23 protein-coding genes are annotated in these 23382 nt (G+C 51.5%); 11 read left to right on the top strand and 12 right to left on the bottom strand.

Annotation, left to right across the window (positions count from 1 at the left end; genetic code table 11):
- Positions 1-104: 104 nt before the first annotated feature.
- Complete coding sequence (locus tag AAGR08_RS20725; RefSeq protein ID WP_345830652.1) at positions 105-1010, bottom strand: LysR family transcriptional regulator; 906 nt, start codon at positions 1008-1010, stop codon at positions 105-107.
- Between the two features lie 97 nt (positions 1011-1107).
- Here AAGR08_RS20725 and AAGR08_RS20720 point away from each other — a divergent pair, with 97 nt between their 5' ends.
- From AAGR08_RS20720 to AAGR08_RS20710, 3 genes are all read left to right on the top strand, one after another.
- The gene (locus AAGR08_RS20720) at positions 1108-2166 is read left to right on the top strand and encodes an SDR family oxidoreductase (RefSeq protein WP_345830650.1); all 1059 of its coding nucleotides are present in this window, start codon (positions 1108-1110) and stop codon (positions 2164-2166) included.
- A 70-nt stretch (positions 2167-2236) separates the two neighbouring features.
- The gene (locus AAGR08_RS20715; protein ID WP_345830809.1) at positions 2237-3301 is read left to right on the top strand and encodes an ABC transporter substrate-binding protein; all 1065 of its coding nucleotides are present in this window, start codon (positions 2237-2239) and stop codon (positions 3299-3301) included.
- Positions 3270-3992 carry a substrate-binding domain-containing protein gene (locus AAGR08_RS20710; protein WP_345830648.1) on the top strand — a complete coding sequence of 241 codons (723 nt, stop codon included), beginning with the start codon at positions 3270-3272 and terminating at the stop codon, positions 3990-3992. The genes AAGR08_RS20715 and AAGR08_RS20710 overlap by 32 nt, the downstream gene beginning before the upstream one ends.
- Here AAGR08_RS20710 and AAGR08_RS20705 read toward each other — a convergent pair.
- Together AAGR08_RS20705 and AAGR08_RS20700 are read right to left on the bottom strand one after the other, a co-directional pair.
- Positions 3981-5330: a DUF308 domain-containing protein gene (locus AAGR08_RS20705; protein WP_345830647.1), complete on the bottom strand. Its 1350-nt coding sequence runs from the start codon at positions 5328-5330 to the stop codon at positions 3981-3983. The two genes, AAGR08_RS20710 and AAGR08_RS20705, sit on opposite strands and share 12 nt — an antisense overlap.
- A gap of 199 nt (positions 5331-5529) precedes the next feature.
- The gene (locus tag AAGR08_RS20700) at positions 5530-6318 is read right to left on the bottom strand and encodes a sulfite exporter TauE/SafE family protein (RefSeq protein WP_345830646.1); all 789 of its coding nucleotides are present in this window, start codon (positions 6316-6318) and stop codon (positions 5530-5532) included.
- Between the two features lie 115 nt (positions 6319-6433).
- Here AAGR08_RS20700 and AAGR08_RS20695 point away from each other — a divergent pair, with 115 nt between their 5' ends.
- Complete coding sequence (locus tag AAGR08_RS20695) at positions 6434-7204, top strand: helix-turn-helix transcriptional regulator (RefSeq protein ID WP_345830644.1); 771 nt, start codon at positions 6434-6436, stop codon at positions 7202-7204.
- Between the two features lie 120 nt (positions 7205-7324).
- Here AAGR08_RS20695 and AAGR08_RS20690 read toward each other — a convergent pair whose 3' ends face one another.
- Complete coding sequence (locus AAGR08_RS20690) at positions 7325-8206, bottom strand: LysR family transcriptional regulator (protein WP_345830643.1); 882 nt, start codon at positions 8204-8206, stop codon at positions 7325-7327.
- A gap of 121 nt (positions 8207-8327) precedes the next feature.
- Between AAGR08_RS20690 and AAGR08_RS20685 the strand changes: the two genes are divergently transcribed.
- Positions 8328-9179 carry a Vmh family MBL fold metallo-hydrolase gene (locus AAGR08_RS20685; RefSeq protein WP_345830641.1) on the top strand — a complete coding sequence of 284 codons (852 nt, stop codon included), beginning with the start codon at positions 8328-8330 and terminating at the stop codon, positions 9177-9179.
- 65 nt (positions 9180-9244) lie between these two features.
- Entirely contained in the window at positions 9245-10132 is an 888-nt protein-coding gene (yddG, locus tag AAGR08_RS20680) for an aromatic amino acid DMT transporter YddG (RefSeq protein WP_345830639.1), read from the top strand.
- A gap of 313 nt (positions 10133-10445) precedes the next feature.
- Here yddG and AAGR08_RS20675 read toward each other — a convergent pair whose 3' ends face one another.
- Both AAGR08_RS20675 and AAGR08_RS20670 read right to left on the bottom strand, forming a co-directional pair.
- Entirely contained in the window at positions 10446-11579 is a 1134-nt protein-coding gene (locus tag AAGR08_RS20675; protein WP_345830638.1) for an FAD-dependent oxidoreductase, read from the bottom strand.
- Between the two features lie 120 nt (positions 11580-11699).
- Positions 11700-12635, bottom strand: coding sequence for an AraC family transcriptional regulator (locus tag AAGR08_RS20670; RefSeq protein WP_097098338.1), 936 nt, complete (start codon positions 12633-12635; stop codon positions 11700-11702).
- 111 nt (positions 12636-12746) lie between these two features.
- Between AAGR08_RS20670 and AAGR08_RS20665 the strand changes: the two genes are divergently transcribed.
- The 3 genes from AAGR08_RS20665 (at position 12747) to AAGR08_RS20655 (ending at position 14414) form a co-directional block, all read left to right on the top strand.
- Positions 12747-13580 (top strand): oxidoreductase, encoded by an 834-nt coding sequence (locus AAGR08_RS20665; RefSeq protein ID WP_345830636.1) that lies wholly within the window; start codon positions 12747-12749, stop codon positions 13578-13580.
- Between the two features lie 190 nt (positions 13581-13770).
- Entirely contained in the window at positions 13771-14022 is a 252-nt protein-coding gene (gene ycgZ, locus AAGR08_RS20660) for a regulatory protein YcgZ (protein ID WP_097097962.1), read from the top strand.
- A gap of 104 nt (positions 14023-14126) precedes the next feature.
- Complete coding sequence (locus AAGR08_RS20655; protein WP_345830634.1) at positions 14127-14414, top strand: hypothetical protein; 288 nt, start codon at positions 14127-14129, stop codon at positions 14412-14414.
- A gap of 31 nt (positions 14415-14445) precedes the next feature.
- Here the strand turns inward: AAGR08_RS20655 and AAGR08_RS20650 are convergent, their stop codons facing one another.
- From AAGR08_RS20650 to AAGR08_RS20640, 3 genes are all read right to left on the bottom strand, one after another.
- On the bottom strand, positions 14446-14796 hold the full coding sequence (locus AAGR08_RS20650) for a DUF3147 family protein (protein ID WP_097097964.1): 351 nt from the start codon (positions 14794-14796) through the stop codon (positions 14446-14448).
- A gap of 33 nt (positions 14797-14829) precedes the next feature.
- Entirely contained in the window at positions 14830-15693 is an 864-nt protein-coding gene (locus AAGR08_RS20645) for a substrate-binding domain-containing protein (protein ID WP_345830633.1), read from the bottom strand.
- A gap of 252 nt (positions 15694-15945) precedes the next feature.
- A complete protein-coding gene (locus tag AAGR08_RS20640) occupies positions 15946-16299 on the bottom strand; it encodes a DUF1428 domain-containing protein (RefSeq protein ID WP_097097966.1) in 354 nt (117 codons plus the stop codon).
- 178 nt (positions 16300-16477) lie between these two features.
- Between AAGR08_RS20640 and AAGR08_RS20635 the strand changes: the two genes are divergently transcribed.
- Entirely contained in the window at positions 16478-17164 is a 687-nt protein-coding gene (locus AAGR08_RS20635; RefSeq protein WP_345830632.1) for a hypothetical protein, read from the top strand.
- 125 nt (positions 17165-17289) lie between these two features.
- Here the strand turns inward: AAGR08_RS20635 and AAGR08_RS20630 are convergent, their stop codons facing one another.
- The 3 genes from AAGR08_RS20630 to AAGR08_RS20620 form a co-directional block, all read right to left on the bottom strand.
- On the bottom strand, positions 17290-18726 hold the full coding sequence (locus tag AAGR08_RS20630; RefSeq protein ID WP_345830630.1) for a 6-phospho-beta-glucosidase: 1437 nt from the start codon (positions 18724-18726) through the stop codon (positions 17290-17292).
- A gap of 18 nt (positions 18727-18744) precedes the next feature.
- Positions 18745-20253 carry a PTS transporter subunit EIIC gene (locus AAGR08_RS20625; protein ID WP_345830628.1) on the bottom strand — a complete coding sequence of 503 codons (1509 nt, stop codon included), beginning with the start codon at positions 20251-20253 and terminating at the stop codon, positions 18745-18747.
- Positions 20254-20370: 117 nt separating this feature from the next.
- Entirely contained in the window at positions 20371-21129 is a 759-nt protein-coding gene (locus AAGR08_RS20620; protein WP_097097969.1) for a MurR/RpiR family transcriptional regulator, read from the bottom strand.
- Between the two features lie 465 nt (positions 21130-21594).
- Here AAGR08_RS20620 and AAGR08_RS20615 point away from each other — a divergent pair, with 465 nt between their 5' ends.
- Positions 21595-23295: an ATP-binding cassette domain-containing protein gene (locus AAGR08_RS20615; RefSeq protein ID WP_345830627.1), complete on the top strand. Its 1701-nt coding sequence runs from the start codon at positions 21595-21597 to the stop codon at positions 23293-23295.
- Positions 23296-23382 lie beyond the last annotated feature (87 nt).

The following is a 23382-nucleotide window of genomic DNA, read 5'->3' as shown; positions in this document are numbered from 1 at the left end:
GGACTTGGATACAAGATCGAATACTTATGCATCTTTACGCAGCAAAGCGAAAGGATAAAAGCACGATAATGGCGCAGAGATGCGCCATTATGGCGTTCGCCGTGTTATGACTGATCTGCTACCTGTATTAACTCAGATAGCACCTGTTCGATCAGCTCAACAATGTGTCGGACTCTCAGGGGGATAAAGCGCGCGTCGGGAAATACCGCATACAGAAATCTGTCAGGTAACCGATATTCCGGCACAATTCGTCTCAGCGAACCGGCTTTTAACGCTTTGGCTACCAGCGGTAACTGCATGCCACCAACACCAATGTTCGCTTGAAGCGCCTGCAATAATCCCTCACTGCTATTGGCACGGAACACGGTATCCACCGCCAGCGTCACCGCTTTGGAATCGGAAATCAGACGCAGCGGCGCGTCTTTAGGAATTGCGCTAAAGCGAACGTGGGGATGAGAGGCAAGCTGCGCCAGGGTAGTAATCGGGGTTTCCCGCACCCGCTCTGGCGCAGCGAAAAGCGGCGTTTCAATGCGTGCTAGCACTCGCGCGGCAAACCTGTCGGGTGGTGTTTCACTCAAACGCAGGGCAACGTCAACACCTTCACTCACCAGTTCTGCAATGCGATCCTCTAGCGCAATCGTGAGATGTAGTTGTGGATGCCGCTGCTGTAAGGCCAGCAAGTGCGGCAAAAACAACTGGCCCAATCCGCTGGGCAGCTGAATATGCACGTTGCCTTGCAGTGCCGACTGCTGCGAACGCAGCTGGCTTTCCGCCTCCTGCATTGCAGCAAGCAGTGGCCGCATCTGCTGTAAATAGCGCTCGCCCTGCTCGGTTAATGCCATGGCACGCGTAGTGCGATGCAGCAATACCACACCGAGTTCTTCTTCTAACGCGGCGATTTGCTGGCTAACGGCCGATTGTTTCATTCCGGTCTGTCGCGCCGCGGCAGAAAAGGAACCCGCCTCAGCAACCCGCACAAAAGTATTGATAGCATTGAGCTTATTATTCATTTAGTGATTTTTTTAATAATTTTCATCGGATTTGTGGGATATCAGCTTTTAAAATAATAGATAACACTGTGTTTGTCTTGTATTCAGGAGAAGCAAAATGGCACAAACACAGGGTAAAAAGGTCGCGCTGGTGGCCGGAGCAACCGGTATCGTCGGCAGCCAATTGATAAAAACGCTACGCGAACAGCAGTGGCAAGTCATTGGTCTTACACGCCAGCCAACAGCACACAGTGATGATATTCCGCTGATCAATGCAAATTTGCTGGATGCGCAACAGAGCGCACACGCATTGGCACCGCTTAACCAGGTTACGCATATTTTCTATAGCGCCTGGCTGAATGCAGCAAGCTGGCGGGAAATGGTTGAGCCTAATGTCACTATGCTGCGTAATCTGGTCAGTAATATGGAGAACATCGCGCCGCTACGCAGCGTCAGTTTGATGCAGGGTTATAAAGTTTACGGTGCACATTTGGGCCCCTTCAAAACCCCCGCGCGTGAAAGCGATGCTGGCGTGGCGGGCGCAGAATTTAATGCGGAACAGCTTCGCTGGCTGAGCGATTTTCAACGTGGCAAATCCTGGCACTGGCATGCTCTGCGCCCGGGCGTGGTAGGCAGCCCGGTACCGGGTAATGCCATGAATCTGGCATTGAGCATCGCGATCTACGCTTCGCTGTGTAAATCTCAACGTTTGCCGTTGCGCTTTCCCGGATCGTTACAAACCTGGCATAGCATGGTGGATCATACTGATGCCGAACTGCTCGCTCAGGCCACGCTGTGGGCTGCCGACGCGCCCGCTGCACATAATCAGGCCTTCAATGTGAATAACGGTGATTTATGGCGCTGGAGCGAACTCTGGCCTGCTATTGCTCGCTGGTTTGAACTGGAAACCGCGCCCGCAGTGAAGTTATCGTTTCATCAACTGTTTCATGATTACCGCGATCTCTGGCGCCGCATCGCTGAACAACATCAGCTCAGCGAACCAGATATCTTACGATTAAATGATGGCCACTTTGCCGATTTTGTCTTTAGCTGGGATTACGACATGTTTGGCGATGGCAGTAAGCTGCGCCGCGCGGGTTTCACTGCTTTTCAGGCGACAGATGAGATGTTCTTTAGCCTGTTTGCTCAGCTACGTGCGGCACGAATCATTCCGTAAACTTTCATATCCCGGCCCCGCCAATCGCTATATAATCCCTTGCATAACGAAGCAAGGAGCTTTTATGAAGATGACCTACGGCCGGCTGATTCTCGCCGGCTTACTTACTTTTACCTCTCTTCACAGCTATGCCAGCCGCGTGGTAACCGATCAGATAGGTCGCCAGGTGACTATCCCGGATGAGGTCGATCGCGTAGTGGTATTGCAACATCAAACCTTAAATCTACTCGTGCAGCTGAATGCGACGGATAAAATTGTTGGTATTCTGGCGAACTGGAAACAGCAGTTAGGCGATAGCTATGCCCAACTGGTACCGGAGTTAACCCATAAAGCGATGTTGGGTGACTTGACTCACGTTGATCTCGAACAGCTGGTGGCGCTGCATCCGCAGGTGGTGTTTGTCACTAACTATGCGCCGAAGGAGATGATCGACCAGATCTCCGCCCTCGGGATTCCAGTGTTGGCGATTTCGCTTCGGCACGACGACGCGGGCCAGCAAGGCAAAATCAATCCCACTATGCAAAATGAAGATCAGGCTTACGAGCGCGGCATTAAAGAAGGCATTACGCTGATTGGCGATGTGGTAAACAGGCCTGAGCAGGCGCAGGCGTTGATTGATGCCGCTTTCGCCGGGCGTAAGATGGTGAGCGATCGTCTAAAAAATATTCCTGAACAGCAGCGCGTACGTGCCTATATGGCGAACCCTGACCTCACCACTTACGGCTCAGGTAAATATACCGGCCTGATGATGGCGCATGCGGGGGCATTCAATGTCGCTGCTACCACTGTGCAAGGTTTCAAACAGGTCAGCATGGAGCAGGTTGTGGCGTGGGATCCGCAGGTAATTTTCGTGCAGGACCGCTATCCACAGGTGGTGCAGGCGATCGAGCATGACCCACGCTGGCAAACCATTGACGCAGTGAAAAATCATCAAGTGTGGCTTATGCCGGAATACGCCAAGGCGTGGGGCTATCCGATGCCAGAAGCGATGGGTTTAGGCGAGTTGTGGATGGCGAAAAAACTCTATCCGCAAAAATTCCACGATATCGACATGCAGCAGCAGGCTGACCGCTGGTATCAGCGCTTCTACCGGACACATTATCATGACAACGCTGCAAATTCTGGCAGCCGGTAGCCTGCGGGCGGTCTGGCCGGATCTAGAGAAACATTTCACCTCTCTTACCGGCCTCGCGATGACCACTGATTTTGCCCCGGCGGGACTGCTGCGTCAGCGCATTGAAGCGGGTGAACACTGTGACTTTTTTGCCTCCGCTAATATGTTGCACCCACAACGGTTATTGGCTCAGGGACGGGCTTGCGCCGTGGGCATATTTGCAGCGAATGCGCTTTGCCTGACGGTCAATCGTGACGTTGTCACGCAGGGTGATGACTGGTTAGCACTGCTGCGTCGGAATGATTTACGATTGGCGACCTCAACGCCGCATTGCGATCCGTCTGGCGATTACACCTGGCAGCTTTTTGATAATATCGAACGGCTTCATCATGGATTAGGTGAAAGAATAAGGCGGAAAGCGCGCCCCCTGGTTGGTGGAGCGGAGAGTTTAGCCTTGCCAGCCGGTGAACTGGCCGCCCAATGGCTGATTGAACATCATTATGCTGACACTTTTATTGGCTACGTCAGTTATGCACCACGCCTGCGCCGCTGCACAGGGCTACAGGTGTTTGATATTCCTGAGCCTTATAACGTACAAGCTGAATATGGCTGGGCATGTTGCTCACCCGCAGCGCAGCCTTTTGCTCAGTTTATTATGTCCGGGATGGCGCAACGCATCTTGCAGCAGCACGGCTTTCAACTAACGCGTTAAGGATCGGTGGCCGAGTTTTTTATTGCTCAGCACGCTGTGTAATTCGTTGCGCAACCCGTTTGCTGCCCTTCTGCAGGCGCTATAACGGTTTCCCGGCTGCAACACGCGGCGCAGCAGGATGCTGTAATCCATCACTAAGCCTGGCGTCCAGGTCATACCTTCGGCACGGCTGCGTACCAGGCTTAATAGCCAAAAATCGGGATTAAATAGTACCCAAAGGCCTTTCAATCCTCGTTCCCCGAGCAAACCTTCGGTAGCCACATCCAGCGCCTGGATTACACTGGTTGAGCAGTTGCGTGAAGTGAGGTTATAACGCGTGTCAGCTGCGTTGCTGAGCCAGAAATTGCGCAGCGCTGCCTGATTGTAGTGCACGAGCGTTAAACGTTTGTCAGGGCGGCACCATGCTTTGATCTCTTTCTCCAGCGACGGCAGCAGAAAACCTTCCACATCAAACTCCTCCTTCGCACGCAACGTTCTGATAAATCCCGTAAAAGTACGTGAAACATCATCAGCAGGATAGAGGCTAATATATATCTCATCGCCCATTTCCAGCGAGGTATGCCCGGTGGAGACCTCACCACGATGGTCAATTGCAGCAACCCATCGGTCAAACCAGGGTCGACGTCCTGCTACTTCACCCGACCCCATTGGCGTCCAGATATAGATGTTCAACGGAACACTCACCGGTTGGTGGTTCAAAGGGGGATGCACGTATCCCAAGCCGTGAGGCGCACGCAGCCCTTTACGCGTGAAGATCGGCAATGCGGTCACGCTGGTGTTGGCGGGTAAGGCATGAATTTGCGTCGCCATAAACAGCAAATTGATTCCCCATCCCGTCAGCAAAAGCGCAAAACACACGGGCACAATGACGTGTGGCGAGAGCGGCCAATCCATAGCAATCAATACGCTAAACAGCATCTCGGCACAGCCCAGCGTCAACTTGCGCGTCCAGCGACGACAGCGCATCAGGCAACACGAGATGATGCGAAAACCACCATCCAGTAAAAAGGCGGCGGCAAAGGCTAGCGAAATACAGACACCGCTCTCTTGCGGCACCAAGAACACCGCTACGCCGAGCAGCATCAGCACTGCGGATTTCACCAGTGACGGCCAGGCAATGCCAGCGTGTGCATAAATAGCGCGTAACGCTTCGGCTATGCCTTCCACGGTCAGGAACAGACCTAATGCGTGCAGCGGAAAAGAGACGCGTCCATGCTGCATTAAATCAATGACGATGCCACCACTCGCGACAATACAGAGCACGCCCAGGCCAGCGAGATAAGCCCAGCCGGACCGCAATGCTGATCCACCCATCAGAAGAAACAGTAATCGCAACAAAGAAACACTCCAGCGCTTTATTCATAGCTCAGTACGCTCTGTAGACGCGGGTGTTTAACAGGAGTTCTGTTGCCACCCTTCTATCCTGACTTCGTTTACTGATGGTTGTAACTGTGAAGGCACTGTACGCGGTGAAGCTTAAAATTGGCTTAATGATCGTGAAAGTTGCGGACTATCATCGCTGTCCTATCTAAAGCGTTTAAATGGCAATGGCTACCAGCACCGCGCACAAAAGCAGTACATAAACGCGCGCATGCCATATATCCGCCACCGCCGGGATGCATCGCCGTGCAAACAGAATCCCCATGAAACCAGCGATCACCAGTAGCAGCAAAATTTTCAGATTGATAAAACCCAGATAGCCGCTGGCGGGAATATGCTGCCAGCCGCTGATGGCGTAAGTGAGGGTGCCACAAATGGCGACCGGTAATGACAGCGGATTGGCTGCGTTAACGCAGTCGCGCATCGCGTTGCCGTGTCGGCGCAATAGCGGCACGGTCATTACGCTGCCACCGACGCCCAACATTGCCGCTATAATGCCAATGATGCTCCCTCCCGCAATGGTGGTGAGATGTGATAACGCGCGCGGTTCCGTACGTCGAAAAAAACCTTTACGCAGCAGGCAGTCGCCGATGGTCACCACCATGTAAACCATAAAGAGTCGACGTATTCCGCTATCGCTTATCTGCCCGGCTAGCCATGAACCGATTACCGCCCCCAAAGCAATAAACCATAACAGCGGTAATAGCGTGGTTTTATTCAGTTTGCCTGCCTGCCAGTTTTGGTAGCTGGCCCAGCCGGCATTAAAAATCATTACTGCCGTGGAGGTCGCCACCGCGATGTGCATCGCATTGGCAGCCAGCGGGGGCTGCTGCATCAACAGCTGATAGACAAAAGGCACCACCACAAAACCACCGCCGAAACCAAACAACACCGTGGTGATGCCGGTGGTAAACCCCGCCAGCGCAATAATCAACAAATCGCTCATCTTGTTTCCCTGCATCGCAAAAGAGCTTCGCAGCTTACGCAGTAAACTGCCCGCTTCCCATTTGTGCAGCGCTCGATTACTCTTGCAAACCGGTCAATCCTGGCGGGTGTGTGAAATGCGCAACAGTCATATCGATCAATACGATCATTTGGATCGCGAGGTGGTTGCGCTCGGTAACCACTATGCGCAAGGATTTGTGCTGCCAGAACATCGCCATCGTCGTGCACAGCTGTTATATGGCGCGACGGGATTGATGCACGTTACCACCCAATCAGGAGAATGGGTGGTGCCGCCTCAGCATGCCGTGTGGATTCCCCCTCATACCGCGCACAGCGTAAGGTTTGAGGGAGTTGCAACGCGTAGCATTTACATTGAACCGCACTGTGCAGCATCGCTACGTCATATCGATCGCTGCAGCGTGATCAGCGTGTCACCCTTGCTGCGCCAGCTGTTGATTGAAGCCGTTGATTTACCAGCGTTATATGCAAGCGAACGCGATCGAGCCTTGATAAAGTTACTGCTACTGGAGCTGGCGTCGATGCCGGCACGCGAATTTGATATCCCTTTGCCCCAGCATCCGGCATTGCTGGCACAGTGTCAGATTTTCCTGCAGGCGCCGACCATTCATGATGCAGCCGATCGCTGGGCCAAAGCGCTGTTTATGAGTTCGAGTACCTTTCGCCGCCAATTTCTGCAGCAAACCGGATTGTCATTTTCCGCCTGGCGACAGCGCGCCTGTGTGGTCACGGCACTTGCGTTGCTGGTGGCGGGGAAATCAGTTAACGAGGTTGCGCTGTCCCTCGGCTATGACAGCAGCTCATCATTTTCCACCATGTTTCGCCGCGTAACGGGCCAGGTGCCATCATTTTATTGCGGTCGACGCTGAGCAAAATTCCATCACACCCTGGCGATTTCAGGCTGAAAATGCCACTTTAAATAGCGACCAATCATTTATAAGTTAATGATTAGTAGACTATTTACCGTCGTGTCATTGTGTGTCGAATGCTTACCCAACACTTATCGCCAATTTCACCGCATCAAGAAAGGCACGCAGCGCTGCGGGTTGCCTATCGCGCGACATATACAGTCCGTAGATCGCCAACGTCTTTGGCTGATAATGGGGCATCACGGTTTGAAGTTGTCCGCTGTCGATCCCCTGCCGCGCTTCCATTTCCGGCACCATCGCCAAACCGCAGCCAGCGATTGCTGCGTCACACAGTACCGAAGAGATCCCAGCGCTGAAATTACCGTTTACCTCTGTAGAAATGATTTCGCCCTGTGTATCGTAGAACTGCCAACGCTGTCCGGCAAAACGGCTGTAATGCAGGCAATTATGCTGGGCCAAATCATCCGGCGTTTGCGGTGTACCGCGGGCTTGCAGATAATCCGGAGCTGCACACACCACCGAAATACATTCGCCTAAGCGCCGGGCAATCGCGCCCGGTTCGGGATCGTCAGTAATACGCACCGCAACATCAATGCGTTCGCCAATCAGGCTCACCGGCTGGTTGTTAATTTCCAGCTCAATGCGCACCGCCGGATAACGCGCCAGAAATCCTGGAATCATCGGACCCAGAATATGCGTGGCGGTAGAGTGTGCACAGGCGACTCGCAGCGTGCCTTGCGGCTGGCCATCTGCCTCCTGACCAGCGATATCTTCAGCTAACCTGGCCAGCGCCCGGGTTTTTTCGAGGATCTTTTCACCGCTGGGCGTAATAGTCAGCTTACGCGATGAACGGTGCAGCAAGCGTGCACCTGCCCATTTCTCCATCTCCTCAAGATAGCGACTCACCATCGGCCGCGAGATATCCAGCGCGCGTGCAGCTGCGCTTAGGCTGCCCAGTTCGCAAATTCGGTTAAATACCGTAGCTGCCGTCACTCTATCCATATTGGCTCCATTTGATCGTTTTACGAAACTGATCATATCCATTTTCGGGAATTCTGGCAGCCGCTGATTTCTCTACAATAGCGTCCTGAATACGGCACATTGCCAGATAAAGGATAACGTGATGAAAATGAAAATACTGTCGCTGGCCCTGGCGTTAAGCGCCCTGCCTGCTGTTGCCGCGCCGTTGCAGTTAGAAGTTTATAACCCGCAAGAAAAGGGTATTTTCCCGGTCTCTTCCACACTGGTTTCTGGCCCGCATGAAGCCATGCTGTTTGATGCCCAATTCAGCGTTAAAGACGGTGAAAAACTGGTGCAGATGATTAAAGCCAGCGGCAAAAAGCTTACGCAAATTGTCATCACTTCCGGCGATCCTGACTTTTACTTTGGACTTGAACCGATCGTAAAAGCGTTCCCGCAGGTGAAGATTGTGGCGTCAGCCGATGTGGTAACGCATATTGAAGCCACCAAAGCAGCCAAGCTGGCGTATTGGGGGCCACTAATGAAAGACGGTGCACCCAAGCAGTTGTATGTGCCACAGGTGACCGACGCCACCCGCTTTAACGTCGATGGCGAAACGCTGGAACTGCGTCACCCCCATGATTACGCCGCTTATGTATGGATCCCGGCCAATAAAGCGATTTTGGGCGGCACCGGCGTGGCGGCAGGCATTCATGTGTGGACTGCCGATACGCAAACACCAGCCATTCGTCAGCAATGGCGCAGTGTCCTGAGCGAAATGCAAAAACTGCAGCCGAAGGTGGTCATTCCTGGGCATTACCTCGGTACTCGCCCTGCTGGAGATGCGGCGATCACCTTTACGTCCCACTATTTACAAACGTTTGAGCACACGTTGCAGCAGCATAAGCAAGCAGCGCCTGTGATCGCGGCCATGAAAGCGTCCTATCCTCATTTACCCGATGAGAGTTCGCTGGAGCTCATTGCCAAAGTGAATACCGGCGAAATGAAGTGGTAAGCAATACAAACAGAACATGATTTGATAGGATTTTGGCCCGATATAGCTCATTAAGGTAGCGGGCCATGCCGCAAAAAAGAGCCACACTAATTGGTTTGATTGCCATTTTACTCTGGAGCACCATCGTAGGACTGATTAAAACCGTCAGTGAAGGTTTTGGACCGGTTGGCGGTGCCGCGCTCATCTACAGCGCGAGCGCAGTTGTGCTGCTGTTTAGCGTCGGATTGCCTTCCTTACGCCGCTTTTCACGCCGTTATTTACTCTTCGGCAGCGTGCTCTTTGTTTGTTATGAACTCTGCTTGTCACTCTCGTTAGGCTTTACTCACAGCGGTCGGCAGGCGATTGAGGTCGGCATGGTCAATTATTTATGGCCGAGTATGACAATCGTATTAGCGGTCATCGTCAATCGCCAAAAAACCAGCCCGCTGATTATTCCCGGTGTGTTGCTGGCCGTGGCGGGGATTTGCCGCGTGCTCGGCGGTGACCAGGGTTTTTCATTCAGCGAAATAACCCGCAACGTAATGGATAATCCTTTGAGCTACGGCCTTGCCTTTAGCGGCGCGGTTATTTGGGCAGTTTATTGTGTTGTAACCAGGAAAATTGCTGATGGCAGCAATGGCATAACGCTGTTTTTTATTTTAACCGCATTGACGCTTTGGCTGAAATTCCTGCTTTCCCCCCAACCTCCGTTTCACTTATCCGTTGCGGCATGGAGCAGTTTGGCTTTGGCCGCTGTCGCGATGGGCTTTGGCTACGCCGCGTGGAACGTGGGGATTTTGCACGGTAACGTCACCGTGCTGGCTGCCGCATCCTATTTCATCCCAATAATCTCTTCGCTCCTTGCCGCCTTTATTCTTCGCTCACATTTGACGACGTCCTTTTGGCAAGGCACCGCCATGGTGAGCTTCGGTTCTCTACTGTGTTGGTGGTCAACACGTGCAGTGAAACCATAATGCTTATCCATTCAACAAAATTAACTCGTTGATCATTTCCTGTACTACAAGCGACACGTTGCTAATATAGTGACGCAGCACACAGCAATGCGTTGCAACGAGAATTTCCAAATTGGTAACGTTTACCCGGCCCGCTTAGCGGGCTTTTTTTTGGCTTAAACCGAGTCAGAGATGCTGGAATGCCGATCGGTTAAGCAAAAAAATGCCTGTTTATGCAGGTGCGCATGAATGCGCATCCTACGAAAACCCGGCTATACCTACGTTGGGTCACCATTCATGGTGACCGATTCACGCTTAACTAACGAGCCTTAAGTCAGAGGTGCTGCGGCTTTTCTGTGCGGAATCCTAATCCAATCAGTCGCCCAAAAAGATGGCGCAGGAAGGGAAAGCGGTTGATAAGTTGCGGCACTTTACTCGGCGTAGTGCGTTTACGCTTGCCGCCGCTCATCTTGATTTGTAGAAACTGAGTGGCGACGGTGGGAAATTGACGACGCTGCTGCACTTTTTGCAGATCGCGCAACGTGACATTGCCCTTTAGCAAAGGGCTGGTCAGCATGTTGGCGGTCGCGACAGCATCCTGAATCGCCAGATTCACCCCAACACCGCCAATCGGTGACATCGCATGCGCGGCATCGCCGATGCACAACACGCCCGTTTTCATCCAGCGATCGAGACGGTCAATACGAGTAGATAATAGCTTGAGCTTTTCCCACTCATCTACTTCTGCCATGCGTGCAGCGCTGAAAGGGGCAACCTGCGCAATAGCGTTGATCAACACCTCTAATCCTGCCGCTTTCAGCGCTTCAAATTGCCCCTTTTGAATGGTGTAACCGCACTGCCAATAATCCCCCCGATCGATGACGATGAAGTTTTGCTTCGGCCCTTTGTGCCCCATACCCCACTCAGGATCATCAGGCTGTTTATCCAGGCGGAACCACAACACATCACGCGGCGCACCGAAGCTTTTGCCGGTTAACCCCGCTTGCGCTTTTACTTGTGAATTGCGGCCGTCTGCACCGATCACCAGAGAAGTCCGAACGACCCACTTTTCGTTACCCTGTAACGCCTGCACGCCACTTATTTCACCTTTCTCATAGAGAAAGTCATCAAAAGCGGTGGATTGCAGTAGCGTAAAGCCGGGGAACTGAGCGGCTTTATCCGCCAGGAAATTAAGGAAGTCCCATTGTGGCATGAAGGCGATAAAGCGGCACTGGACCGGTAAACGAGAGAAATCAGCCATCGTGACCTCTTCTCCCGCCACTTCCGCCTGGAGTTTCTCGGCGCGTTGATGCGGCAATGCCAACAGCTCATCCAACAGCCCAAGCTGGTGCATAATTTCTAACGTGGACGGGTGAATCGTATCACCACGAAAATCGCGCAGGAAATCAGGATGTTTCTCAATAACAACCACCTTTAATCCCGCACGCGCCAGCAAATAGCTAAGCATTAGACCCGCTGGCCCTCCGCCGACGATGCAACAATCAGCGGTTAATTCCTTTCCCAATGGTGTTTGCACATTTGCCTCACGTAAAAATGATAATGGTTATCATTTATAGCATACGCGGCTTTAATGCGATGATACAAACACCGATGCCTGATGCGCAGGCGGCACTGCAAAGTTACGCTGCATGCGTTTAATCTCTTCTGCAGGGGGTAAACCAAACAAACGTTTAAACTCGCGATTAAACTGTGAAGCGCTTTCATAACCGACAGCATGACTCGCTGCCGCTGCGGTCATCTCTCTGCGAACCATCAGCATGCGAGCCTGATGCAGACGGACAGATTTAACATATTGCATAGGTGGCTGATTGGTAATGTTTTTAAAATGCGTGTGAAAGGTGGGCACGCTCATTCCCGCTACCGCCGCCAGCTGACCCAGCGTTAACGGCTGCGCATAGTAGGCATGAATGTGGCTTAGCGCTTTCCCCACCTTGCCAAATCGCCCCTGCAATGTCAGAGCCGATCGCAGCGCACTGCCCTGAGCGCCGGTCAGTACGCGATAATAGAGCTCGCGCACCAGCGAGGGGCCGAGTATCTTTGCATCCAGCGGGTGGTTTAGCGCAGTAAGAAAACGTAGCACCGTTTCCCGCAGCGTTTCATCCATTGGACTCGACATCATGCTCTGCGCCGCTTTAACCTCAAACCCCACCTCCTGCTGCTCCAGCTGCAACATCAGTTCGGTCACGACGTTGAAGTCCAGATGCATATAAATGGCCAGCAGCGGATGTTCTGCCGACGCGGCGGTTTCCATTGTAAAAGGCACGGGAACCGAGACCGCCAAATAGTGCTGCTCGTCGTACAAATAGACGCGATCGCCAAAGAAGCCACGTTTCGAACCCTGACAAACAATCACGATACCCGGATCGTAGAGGACAGGCGTGCGTGCTAGCGGGCGATCGGAACGCAGGATGCGCACATCGGCCAGTGCGGTGAGGTTATAGCCCTCCTGTGGCGCTAAAGCTTTCAGCAATTCCACCGTCTGATTTTGTAACGTTTCATTCATCATCGAAAGATTGAACTCATAACTTTAGGCAATATAACAACAATATCCGGCCTTAAACTTAGCATGCAATGAGAATAATATGCACCTTCCATTCATTCAGGAAGACAACAAATGTCCAACGTAAAAACGTTATTAATTACCGGTGTGAGCAGCGGATTTGGTCGCGCACTGGCTCAGGTCGCGTTAGAAAGGGGCTATCGCGTGGTTGGTACGGTTCGCAATGCCACCGCGAAAGCGGCATTTATAGCATCAGAAAGCAAAAATGCTTTCGCCTATCTGCTGGATGTTACCCATTTCGCGGCGATAGATGACGTGATTGCAGATATTGAGGCGCAAATTGGTCCGATAGACGTGCTAGTGAATAATGCAGGATACGGCCATGAAGGCGTTATGGAAGAGTCATCGCTGGATGAGATGCGCCAACAATTTGACGTTAACGTATTTGGTGCAGTGGCGATGATAAAAGCGGTGCTGCCTTTTATGCGTCAGCGTCGCCGTGGTCATATCATTAATATCACCTCGATGGGCGGCTTTATCACTATGCCGGGCATCAGCTATTACTGCGGTAGTAAATTCGCGCTGGAAGGAATATCGGAAACCTTGAGTAAAGAACTGGCAACGTTCAATATCCATGTCACCGCCGTGGCGCCCGGTTCATTCCGTACCGATTGGGCCGGTCGTTCTATGGTACGTAGCGCGCGCAGCATTCCGGATTATGATGCGCTGTTTGATCCTATTCGCCAGGCGCGTGAAGAGAAAAGCGGCAAGCAGTTGGGCGATCCTATTAAAGCCGCACGCGCCATGCTGGACGTGATTGAAAGCCGCGACCCGCCAGCGCATTTGCTGCTAGGCAGTGACGCACTCAGATTAGTGCGGGAAAAACTGCATTCATATAGCGAGGAGATCGATCGCTGGGAAGCGATCACGCGTTCGACAGACGGTTGAGGAGCTTAAGGCCGCATGATTTGAGACAGGGCAACGCTCAAATCATGTTTTCTCTTAAGTTATTGTTAACAATAAATTAGCACTTTTGGCTAAAATGGCGCCTCGGGGATTCGTCATATTCCTGTACAGATTAATTTTATTTGTATAAGTTTAATGGGCTTTTAGCCACGTTAACCTCGAGGGATGAACCATGCGCCAGGATCGTAATTACTCAGCGGCTTCAGACGCCATCGCACGTTACTTTAATGAAGCGTCTTTACCTTCACAGCAGGAAACGCTCGGCCAACTCGTGGTTGAAATTTTGCGTTCCGGACGTACGCTCAGTCGCAAATCGCTTTGCACCAAATTGCTCTGCCGCATGGAGCAGGCGCGCGGAACGGAAGAGGAAATTCACTATCAGCAATTGATTGGACTGATGTTCTCAGTAGAACGCGAAGCGTGAAAATCTCCTTTATCGGCTTGAAAATTATCCACGTGGTTTTATGTCTTTCGCGTTTGCATGACACTGAATCCACGATGCTTTACGGCAGTAATTAGAGAGTATTTATGTACAGAAGTGATGAAGAACGACTCACTGATATCATCATGGGCGATGCAATTTTACAGCTGCTGAAAAAATCTGGGCCGATTTCATCACGCGCCCTGCTCGATAAATTGCGTAAAATGGCTGCGCTCGAATATGATTCAGCGCGCCAACAAGCGTTTAGCCGAGCAATGACTGAAGTCATGAACCATATTGAAACACCTCAAGCCGCTGGCGTGGCACTTAAAAGCACGGATAATGTTACGCATATTTTTCGTAACCGTGACGCCAGTGACGATACCAAGCATTAGTATCGGTGCGTTCACGCGCACTTAACCGCATTCACATTAGCGCAATACCAAAGCGTTTTAATAGCGTTGCCCAGAGCAGAAATAACAGAATGGTGAGTGCGCAGCTCGCCAGTAATGTCGGCCAAAATCCCCAGCGTTGATAGAGAAAGGGAAAGGCCACAAACATTGGCAATGTAGGTACCACATACCAAAAGGTATACCACGCGTGACTGGCTATTTTGGCCTGGCTCTGCCCTTCCAGCTTCATCCAAATCAGCACCAATACCGTCACCAACGGCAGCGCGGCAATTAATCCGCCGAGGCGATCGCTACGTTTTGCCACTTCAGATATCAGCACCACCATGCCCGCCGTGATGGCATATTTGGCGATAAGCCACAGCATCAAATCTTACCTCCAGCACTCAAATCTTAATTATCAATGGCGAATCGCACACCCACACTGCGACATCTCGCCCGGCACAGGTTTGCCCTGATGCGAGTGACGTACCTGCAGTTCGCCTTGCTGCCACGAGCCACTGGTATCAACGCGGTTTTCAAGTAAGCGATTGAGCGCTTCGGCCACCAGCAAATCACACCGTTGCGCCCAGCTGGTGAGATGCCATGTGGAGGCCCGCGCTTCATCAACATCATCAAAACCAACCACTGCGACATGTGCCCCCTGGCCAAAATCGCGCACTGCCTGTAAGGCACCAAAGGCCAGCACATCGCTCTCACAAAAGAGGGCATTAATGCGCTCGGCGGCGCGCGTTTTCTTTAGATACGCCATCATAGCCTCATAGGCCCGTTCGCGCGCATTACCGCCTGCGTAAAGCTGAAGGTTCAGCGCTTTCTGCTCGAGCTGCAAACTCGCGACAAATCCCGCCATCTGGCAAACGGGCGCCGTGTTTTGCTGGCTATGCATAAAACCAAACCGTTGATGACCTTGCGCTAGCAGCAGTAATCCCATCTCTGCGCCTGCGTTATAACCATCGGCAACCACCACATTGGCATTTGCACTGACGCTTGGGCTGAGGTGCACCGTCGCGACCTGCGGCAGAATATCCGTCGCCACGCTGAGTTCATCGTCAAACAGCGATGTCAGAAATACCAATCCGCTAATGTTGAGCTGCACCAGATTACGCAAGGTAGTTTGATAGTTTTCGCGTGAAGTCACATTCAGCAGGAGAGTGATGAAGCCGCGCTCATTGAGCTGACGCGTCACCTCATTCAGCAGTTTTATACTATTCGGATTGATGAGTTCATCGCTAATAACACCGACGAGGTTGGAATTAATGGTCATGGCCTGACTCTCCTGCAGCTTAACGCGCGGTAATTTATTATAGGTACGTAGATAAGCATTCCACGTTACCCGAATAATCCGCTATCGCCAATCAACGCAACAGGTTGCGCACGCATTGCACGATAAATCGCGCCGCTACAAGGTGCGGTGATTTGATGCGGCACTTCACCGATCGGCATTATGTTATTAATGGCGCCCCTGCGTTGATTAAGCTGGGTTTTCGTAGGGTGCGCATTCATGCGCACCTGACAGCTACTCCTCCAACAATATCGCGAATCCGCCGTAAATCATGCGTTTGCCATCGAAAGGCATATTATCACCCAGCTCTTTCATGCGCGGATCGGACATCATTTTGGCATTCGCTGCATCGCGAACCTCTTTCGACGTATACTCAATCCAGCTAAATACCACCGTTTCTCCCTCTTCGGCTTTTACCGCGCGATAAAAATCCGTCTGCGTACCCACGGGAACATCATCAGCCCAGCACTCAACGATACGCGTGGCGCCAAACTCTTTAAACAGCGGCGCGGCCTTGGCCGCCATGGCTCGATAATCTTCCTTATTCGCCTCCTGTACCGCTACAACAAAACCATCAACGTACGACATAGCGATTTACTCCGTCGTCATTTGCACGGTCAATAATAACCGCACAGTAATTGTATGAATGATGTGCAATACAAGCCGGAATACAGATGAAAATTTGCGCGCTTACTCGCAGATTCTGCGCGTCACGGGGGAATTACGTTACACTGACGCCTTTGATCGTTACGACACCGAGAAATTTATGCGTATTACTATTGAACCGGCCGATCAGCCATTTATTCACCGCTTGCCAGGCGACGTTGTTGAGAGTATTGAGACCGCATCGCCACAGGCCGCGCAAATGCAACAGGCACTGAACAGTGCGCACCAGCAAAAAAACCACGAAGCCAACCTCGACTGGAAGCGCAATGCGCTGTTTCTGCTGTTATTCGTCTTTCTCTATGCCGCATTGGGCGCATCGTTAACGCTGGACCTTACCCCGCAGGTATCCAGCCATAAAAGCCTCGCCTATGCGCTCGAGGCGGTGCCAGTGCTGATCGCGTTTTCCGGCTTATTTGTATCGCTGCTGTATCTTTTTCTTACCCGTAGCGGTGCGCGGCGACTGAGTAATTGGGAACAGGGTATTGAAGTATTAGAAAAATACAGCGGTGCGAATCTCACGCGGCAAATTAATGAAATGGGCGCGCGAACCACTAACTATTCTCAGTCGGCGATTAATGTAGCGCTAGCGCTGTTTATCTGCGTGACATGGGTGGTGATGTATAACTATTTCACCTTCACCACCAGCGGCGTAATCGGCAGCGTGATTTCACTGTTTATCACCACCATGGTTTACGTGATTCTGGATATTCAGCTGCTGAAATCAAATTCGTCCATCGCGATTGATGAGCCGCTAATTCCAGAGGAAAACGAACAAGAAAGACCATAATGCTCTGCAGGTAGCCGAAAGAAGCACGGTGACTAAACTCTTGCACATGTCGTAACGGCGCGATTTATCGCGTTATAAATTGCACCGCTACGATACGTGCATTAAGGGATATCGCTATTCAAACGCTAACTGAGATCGCTGCCGTTGCTGGCAATAACCCGACGATACCAATCAAAGCTTTTCTTCTTCGAACGGGAAAAATCACCGCTGCCATCGTCATTTTTATTCACGTAAATAAAACCATAGCGTTTGCTGTATTGCCCGGTGGTGAAAGAGACGCAGTCAATACATCCCCAAGGGGTATATCCCATTAGGTCGACGCCGTCTTCCGTTACGGCTTTCTTCATTTGTTCAATATGAGCGCGCAAATAGTCAATCCGGTAGTCGTCATTGACTTCACCCTTTTCATTCAATTTATCAATGGCACCAAAGCCGTTCTCAACAATGAAAAGTGGTTTTTCGTAACGTTCATAAAGAATATTCAGGACATAGCGCAGGCCAACCGGATCTATCTGCCAGCCCCAGTCAGAGGCTTTAACGTGAGGGTTTGGCACGCTGCCCTCAAACCCAGAAAGTGCCGTGCCGCTGCCAGCATTTTCTTTGCTGACGGCATTACTCATGTAATAGCTTAACCCGATATAATCGGCACATCCTTCACGCAGCACCTGCTCATCGCCAGGCTCCATTGCAATATGGTATCCCTTACGTTGCCACTCCTTGAGAATATAAGCCGGATAATGGCCGCGCATATGCACGTCACTGAAGAGAAATCGCTCCCGCATAGCTTCCTGGGCATACATCACGTCATCAGGATGACAAGAAAACGGGTATAACGGCACCATCGCGATCATGCAGCCAATTTTCAGTTGAGGATTAATGTCGTGCCCCAGCTTCACGACCTGCGCACTGGCAACAAACTGATGATGCAGGACCTGATACATGCACTCTTCGGGATTAGGCTCATCGGTGAATATAACCCCGGAGCAACAGTAACCGAAAAGAGGGGTTTTCCAGTTGCGCTGATTGTTAATTTCGTTAAACGTCATCCAGTATTTAACTTTGTGCTGGAAGCGTTGAATAACCACCGCGCTGAAGCGGACAAAAAACGCCATTACCTTTCTATTTTTCCAGCCGCCATATTCGGTTGCCAGGAAATTTGGCATTTCAAAATGGGACAGCGTGATAACCGGTTCGATGCCGTATTTCAACAGCTCATCGAATAGCGCATCGTAAAAACGCAGTCCCTCTTCGTTCGGCTCGGCTTCATCGCCGCGAGGAAAGATACGTGACCACGCAATCGAGGTGCGGAAGCAGCGAAAACCCATTTCAGCCAGCAGCGCTACGTCCTCACGGTAACGATGATAAAAGTCCGCCGCCTCATGGTTCGCATACAGGTAGCCTTCCTGAACCCCATCAGTGATGACTCGGTCAACGCCGTGCGCCCCACTCGTCAGTACATCGACAATGCTGGGTCCTTTACCACCTTTATCCCAACCACCTTCCACCTGATGTGCGGCAACAGCGCCACCCCACATAAAATTTTCCGGAAATTCGTTATTCATTTCATTCTCTCAATATATTCAAAGGGTGCCAGGTTGAGGCATAGCGGTCACTTCGGGCTGGCTCTGTTCTTTGAAACCCGCTACCCAGGCGAAAATAATCCCCAGCACGAATGCAACGATGATGGACAGCAGGAAACCGAGGAACTGCGTCATGTGCCCTTCTTTGAAGAACACCGGCAGGACCGCGATGCCGGGAATGCAGTAGCTCCAGGAAACCGCATTGAAAGCGCCAGCGATCACACCCCCCGCAGCTCCGGCCAGGCAGCCACAAATCATCGGGCGCTTAAGGCGCAGTGCCACACCGTAGATGGCGGGTTCGGTAATGCCGAACAGCGCGGTAACACCCGCAGACAACGCCATACGCTTAAGCTCAGCATCTTTGGCCTTCAGGTAAACGCCCAGCACAGCGCCTGCCATACCAAATACCGCCGAGGCCTGCAGACCGGTAAAGGTGTCGTAGCCCAATGTCGCATAGTTTCCGACGGTAACTGGCGTGATCCCCCAGTGCACACCCAGGGTAACAAGCGGCATCCACAGGGCACCTACCACAAACCCGGCGATCGCGGGACTCAGATGATAAAGGGTGTTATAGACCCCACCGATGGCGCCACCGATCATGTTGCCGACAGGTCCGAATGCCAGAAGCGTGAGTGGCACCATGATGGCGATGCAGAACATCGGGGTGAAAAGATTTCTTATCACCATCGGAAGCAGGCGTTCGAAGAAGCGCTGAACATAAGACATGCCCCACACCATCAAAATAATGGGAATAACGGATGAGGTGTAACTCAAATACTGCACCGGTAGCCCCATGAACGTCAGCGGAGCGGCATCAAGCGGAATACCGGCAATCTCAACCAGCACTTTTGAGATTGCGGGATTTTCAACCGCGCTTTTCATTAAGGCATGCACAGCCGGATCGGCTGAGTTGGCGGTGAGGATTTTATTGGCCGTCAACATATTCAGGTAGTCCGGCGACACCAGAGCACAAGCCGAGATAACCGCAGTGAACGGATTTACATTGAATTTTTTTGCGGCGGTAAAAGCCACCATGACGGGAAGGAAAGTAAAGCCCGTCCAGGATACATAGTTAAGTATGCGATAGGTTCCTCCTGCTGGGTCCATCACACCTAATGCGGTCAGCAGAGAAATGATGCCCTGCAGAACACCGCAGGCTGCCAGCGGATAAAGGAAAGGCGCAAATATGCTGGAGATGATATCCATAATGCGGCTGACAATGCCGACGTTAGGTGCCGTTACTGCTGCGCTTTCGTCAATGTTCAGCAGATTCTGAACTTCACGATAAGCGTCACCCACGTGGTTTCCGATTATCACCTGCATCTGGCCGCTCGCCTTAACGGCGGTAATTACACCTTTTACACGTTTCAGCGATTCAACTTCGACCTCAGAATGATCCTTAAGCACAAACCGCAGTCGTGTGGCACAATGCGTGACGCTTATCACATTATTGTCGCCACCAATCAGTCTTACGATCTCTTTCGCAGAATCTGCATAATTTATTGCCATCTTGTTTTTCCATTACCAGAGGGAATTCAGCCCATCAGGAGCGAACTTACTCTGGCGATGTTAGAAAATACGCCTGGCAATGTCACGTGGTCACAATATGACAAACCGGGTCGATAATTACAAAAATGTCACACCACGTGACAACTCACTGACATTATTCACCACCAGTTTTCTACCGATAGATTCAAGAATAAAAATAACCGGAACCTGCGTTGTAATATCATATTCATTGTCGATCAAAATGCGCGAAACATGATAAGGAATAATAAAATCGGAAAGCTTCGCCAGGGTTGAATTCGGGTTACTGGTAATGGAAACAACTTTGCATTTATGGATAACAAACTGTCTGGCGAGTTTCAAAATTTCAGGCGTCTCGCCAGAAACAGAGAGTATGACGGCAACTGAACTCTGGACCATGTCGGTACTGACCGGATAATAGGGATCGTCAATGTGATTACTGAACTTACCAATATTAGAGAAAAAGCGCGCACCATACCTTCCGAGCGTGCCAGAGCTGCCTGCCCCAACAAAGAAAACCCGCTCTGCATTGCGAATGTATTCTGCAGCATGCTCAATAAGCGCATCGAACTCATCATTCCTGATGCTTTTGAAGAAAGTCAGTATTTCCTCTGCGCCATGGGGTATGAGTAAGGTACTGTTTTTATGCAGGTGCAATTTCATACTGGCTTTAAGTTCAGAGTAACCTTTGAAATCCATTTTTTTACAGAATCGAAGAACCGTCGCCGTAGAGACACCAGAATTATCGGCCAGCTCCCTTATTGTCATATAAATAACCGCGTTAATATTCTTTATAATATAGTTATGCACGCTGCTTTCGAGTGCGTTAAGTTTAGATAATCTTCTGGCGTCGAACATATATTTAAACATCCTGATGCGACAATTTTTCCACCTATCTTGTCACAAATCGTGACATCTATGCGGACTTTAACGCTAAAAGCGTCATGCGGAACAAAAAGAAATTTCATTAAATGTGATAGCTAGCACATTTTAATGATGAAGCCTCCTGACTCTATCCAGCTTGATTATCATCAGGAAACTCATGTGGGTGTCATTTGGCGCTGGAAAAGCGGTTATAGTCCCGTTATCATCGATTCAACTTTTCACTTATTGATAACTAAGGAGGATTACTATGCCCGCGTGTGAATTGTTTATTTACTCACACTTCTATAGTAATTGGCCGCGTTCAGGCATTTCCGCACTCGTGCTGCGATAATCCGTCCTGAGCGAAGTTTTCTCAATCTAATTCCTCCGGCTTGCTGGGTTGTCGTCAGCTTTTTATGACGTCAGGCTTTTTTACGCCTGCAACTTATGAGTAAGCACATGAGCACTTTACTATCTGCACAGGCTATCGGCTTCGATAACGCCTTCGGCACCCTGTTCCACGATATTCATTTCAGCCTGAAAAAAGGCGATCGCATTGGTTTGCTGGGCGATAACGGCACTGGCAAAAGTACCCTGTTGAAGATCCTCAGTGGTGAGCTGGAAGCCAGCCACGGCTGCATAACACAGGCCAATCACTGTTTACTGGCGCGCATTGAACAACATCTGCCAGATGCGCTGCACTCTTCTACGCTGCTTGAGGCCGTAATGGTGCGATTAGCGCACCAGAGCGATCGCTGGCGTGCGGAAGCACTGCTTGGCAGTTTGGGTTTTACCGCGCAACAACAAACACAAAGTATCGAAACCTTGAGTGGTGGTCAGCATATGCGCTTACTCCTGGCGCGCGCATTGATTCTGCAGCCGGATTTGCTGCTGCTGGATGAGCCCAGTAACCATCTTGATCTTCCCACTTTGCTGTGGCTGGAAAATTTCCTGCATAGCTGGAGCGGCAGCTTTGTGCTGGTCTCTCACGACAGCACCTTGCTTGATCGGGTGACCAATTGCAGCTGGATTCTGCGCGATCGCGGCCTGCAATTCTTCCGTCTGCCCTGCAGCGCGGCTCGACAGGCGCTGCTTGAGCAAGACGCAGCCGATGCGCAACGCTTTCAGGCTGAGCAAAAGGAGATTGAACGCGTAGAGAAAAGCGCTAAACGCCTGGCGATGTGGGGGCGCACCTATGATAACGAAGGCCTGGCGCGCAAGGCACAGCAAATGGAGAAACGTGCCGGCTGGTTAAAAGAGGCGCAAACCACGTTGAGTGAAGGTTCGCTGTGGCGTCTTCAGCTGCACGGCGAGGCGCTGGACGCAAATCGCGTGCTGGCGCTGCCAGAGATGATGATTCATCCTGCTGATGGAGCGCCCGCGCTCTTCTCTCTATCAGAAATGCAGGTAAAAAGTGGCGATCGCGTGGCGATTGTTGGCCGCAATGGTTCGGGAAAGTCTTCACTGCTGCGGCAGCTGTGGCGTGAATATCAGCACACCGACAGCGCGCTGTTTCATCCGCGTGCGCGCCTTGGCTACTACGATCAGAGCCTGCATCAGCTGCAAGATAATGCGACCCTTTCCGACGCGCTTTGCCAGTTTGCGCCACTCAACGACGAGCAACGTAAAATAGCGCTGATCGCTGCCGGTTTCCCCTATTTACGCCATCAGCAGTTCATTGCTTCACTGAGCGGCGGAGAGCGTTCGCGCTTACTGTTTGTGGGATTAACGCTGGCACGCTATTCGCTGCTTCTGCTCGACGAACCAACCAACCACCTGGATATGGTAGGAAAAGAGGAGCTGGCGGAGGCGCTAAATCATTTCGACGGCGCGGTGCTGCTGGTATCACACGATCGTCAGTTAATCGCCAACAGCTGCAATCGCTTCTGGCTGATTGAGGATCGGCGGCTGAGTGAATGGCATGATTTTGATGTAGTCACCGAGCGCATGCGTACTGAGCAATCAATAGCGAAATCTGACGCGATTGCCCGTCCCGCGACGGCTCAAGCGCTGGATGAAGATGCCCTGCTGTGGGCACTTTTGCACGTCGAAAGCAAGCTGGATGAGGATCTGGCGCGCAAGCCTAAACATCAAAAGCCGGCGTTGCAGGCGCAGTGGCGTAAGGAGATTGCGTTGCTGAAAACCCAGCTCGATCTGTAAGGTATGCACGCGTGAACCGGGTGGCCATGAGGAGCCTAATGCTTTAGTTAAGACATGAAAAACCCTCATTACCGAGCGCACACCTTG

It is taken from the genome of Pantoea sp. BRR-3P (assembly GCF_039621635.1).
Taxonomy (GTDB): Bacteria; Pseudomonadota; Gammaproteobacteria; order Enterobacterales; family Enterobacteriaceae; genus Pantoea; species Pantoea floridensis.
The sequence above is the reverse complement of the archived record's forward strand: the minus strand, read 5'-3'. Positions and strand labels throughout refer to the sequence as shown.